This window comes from Bradyrhizobium sp., assembly GCF_049581145.1.
GTDB lineage: Bacteria > Pseudomonadota > Alphaproteobacteria > Rhizobiales > Xanthobacteraceae > Bradyrhizobium.
Genome location: NZ_JBAURI010000368.1, coordinates 1 through 2,214, shown reverse-complemented (window position 1 = coordinate 2,214; position 2,214 = coordinate 1). Strand labels below are relative to the sequence as shown.

The window sequence follows — 2,214 nt, the reverse complement described above, 5'->3', positions numbered from 1 at the left end:
ATTTAGTTCTCCTCTTCTTCGAGGCGGCGGGAGAGTTCGGCGATTTTTTTCGGGTCGATCTGGCGGCTCTTGATGAGGCTCATCACCAACTCTTCGGACGACCCGCCGAACATGCGGTCGACCAGGTCGCGGACGGCGTGGGTGGAGGCTTTGGCCTCGGTCACGGTTGCGATGTACGCGAAGGCCCGGCCGTGGAGCTCGCGCTTGAGCTTGCCCTTGCGGTGGAGGATGTTGAGCATGGTCTGCACGGTGGTGTAGGCGAGGTCCTGGGGGAGGGCTTCCTGCACGACGGTGACGGTGCTGGCGCCGCGACGCCAGATGACCTGCATGATCTGGAGCTCGAGCTTGGTGAGGGTAGGCTTTTCGGTTTTGGCCATGGGCGTCTCATAGATGATTGGGACTTTAGGACGGGGCGGCGAGATTGTCAACTAAATTCTTAGGAGATGGGGAGACGTCTGGTGGGGATTGTGTGAGCCGGCGATGAATTTCGAGAAAGTTTGGGAGCGGAACACAATATTCTTCGCGCTCGTACGTTAACGAAGGTAGAGCATGAAGAAGAGCGCATAGGGCGATCGAGAAGGAAGATGATGCCGAGCCCGGATTTGACGATTAGCGAGCAGGACAGGTTTATCGCGGAAGCGTTTGAGCGCGATGAGTCGCGGCTGCGCGGGTTTATTCGGAAGCGGGTTTTGGATACGGCTGATGCCGAGGATGTGCTGCAGGATGTGTTTTATGAACTCATCCAGGCCTATCGGCTGATGAAGCCGGCGGAGCAGACGACGGCGTGGCTGTTTCGCGTGGCGCGGAATCGGATTGTGGATTTGTTTCGGCGGAAGAAGGCGGTGTCGCTGAATGACGCCGTGAGCGCAGACGAGGATGCTCCTATGCTGGAGGATTTGCTGCCGTCGCCCGATGCTGGGCCGGAGGCAATCTATGCGCGCAATGTGCTGCTGGACGCGATCGACGAAGCGCTGGAAGAGATGCCGGAGAATCAGCGCGAGGTGTTTGTGGCGCATGAGTTGATGGGGCGAAGTTTTAAGGAACTGTCGGACGAGACAGGCGTGAGCGTGAATACGCTGCTGTCGCGGAAGAGGTATGCGGTGCTGTTTCTGCGGGAGCGGTTGCAGGAACTGGATGAGGATTTTGAGAAGCAGTGATATTGAGAAGCAATGGTTTGGGAAGTACCGGATTTGGTGAGTACGAGATTTTGGAAGTGAGGATGAGATGAGAAGTTTTCGAATGTTCAAGGTGTTGAAGATCATCGTGCTGGTGGCGCTGGCGCTGACGGTGTTCGGATTTTTGACGGAGCACTTGTGGAACTGGCTGATGCCGGCGATCTTCGGGCTGAAGACGATTACGTTCGTGCAGGCGCTGGGACTGGTGGTGCTGAGCAAGATTCTGCTGGGCGGATTTCACAAGCATGCGGGCGGCGGGCCGCGGGGATGGAAGCGTGAGATGGGAGAGCGTTGGGCGCGGATGACTCCTGAGGAGCGTGAGAAGTTTCGGGAAGGGATGAAAGGACGGCGCGGCTGCTGGCCGGGCGGTGAGGGTTGGGATGCGCGTCGCGGGGGCTGGGGTCCTCGGCCGGAAGGCTGGGGAGGGCGTGGCGAGACGCCGGCCACGGAGACGAATCGCGGAGAAGGAATCTAGAGGGGGAGGGCGGAAAGGATGATGACGATGACGATGCGACTAAAGTTTGCCGGCACTTCTGCCGATGAGAGCTTCACCGATATTTTTTGGAAACCATTAAACCTGACGGGTCGGGACAACGTACTAGAAGACAGAACCATGGCACATCAGGAAGTACGCGATGCGGACGTTCGGGCTCAAGACCTGCGGACGAAGGGATTGCCGGTAATGGAGAAGACGCCGCAACGGCTTGTGGAACAAGATGCGCTGGCGGAGATGCTGGAAGAGATGTCGCTGAGTACGTTGCTCTATTACGTGCTGGCAGGAGAGGGGGCGAACAAGGATGAATCTTCATGATCCAATTCGGATGAATCCCCAGGGCGATTGGAGGCTCTGGCTGGTGATGTCGGTGATCGGGCTGGCGTATTTGTTGACGTAGTTTTGTTGGGGTGGTGGGGGTAGCAGGTTAAGTCGCTGTGGGGTAGCGCGAATGATCTGGTGAAGGGCATGGCCAGCTTGGGTCGTGGTGGGACTGAAAGATTCTTGCGAACGTTGAATCAAAAATGCGCAGTGGCACGTCTAGCA

General features: G+C 57.7%; 4 protein-coding genes. 3 read left to right on the top strand and 1 reads right to left on the bottom strand.

The window, feature by feature from the left end:
• Nucleotides 1–2 precede the first annotated feature (2 nt).
• Entirely contained in the window at nucleotides 3–377 is a 375-nt protein-coding gene (locus tag WCB02_RS11985) for a BlaI/MecI/CopY family transcriptional regulator (protein WP_423958409.1), read from the bottom strand.
• A 210-nt stretch (nucleotides 378–587) separates the two neighbouring features.
• Here WCB02_RS11985 and WCB02_RS11980 point away from each other — a divergent pair, with 210 nt between their 5' ends.
• From WCB02_RS11980 to WCB02_RS11970, 3 genes are all read left to right on the top strand, one after another.
• The gene (locus tag WCB02_RS11980) at nucleotides 588–1,157 is read left to right on the top strand and encodes an RNA polymerase sigma factor (protein ID WP_423958408.1); all 570 of its coding nucleotides are present in this window, start codon (nucleotides 588–590) and stop codon (nucleotides 1,155–1,157) included.
• An 82-nt stretch (nucleotides 1,158–1,239) separates the two neighbouring features.
• Nucleotides 1,240–1,650, top strand: a complete 411-nt coding sequence (locus WCB02_RS11975) for a hypothetical protein (protein ID WP_423958406.1) — start codon at nucleotides 1,240–1,242, stop codon at nucleotides 1,648–1,650.
• 21 nt (nucleotides 1,651–1,671) lie between these two features.
• Nucleotides 1,672–1,986, top strand: a complete 315-nt coding sequence (locus tag WCB02_RS11970) for a hypothetical protein (RefSeq protein WP_423958403.1) — start codon at nucleotides 1,672–1,674, stop codon at nucleotides 1,984–1,986.
• Nucleotides 1,987–2,214: the final 228 nt, after the last annotated feature.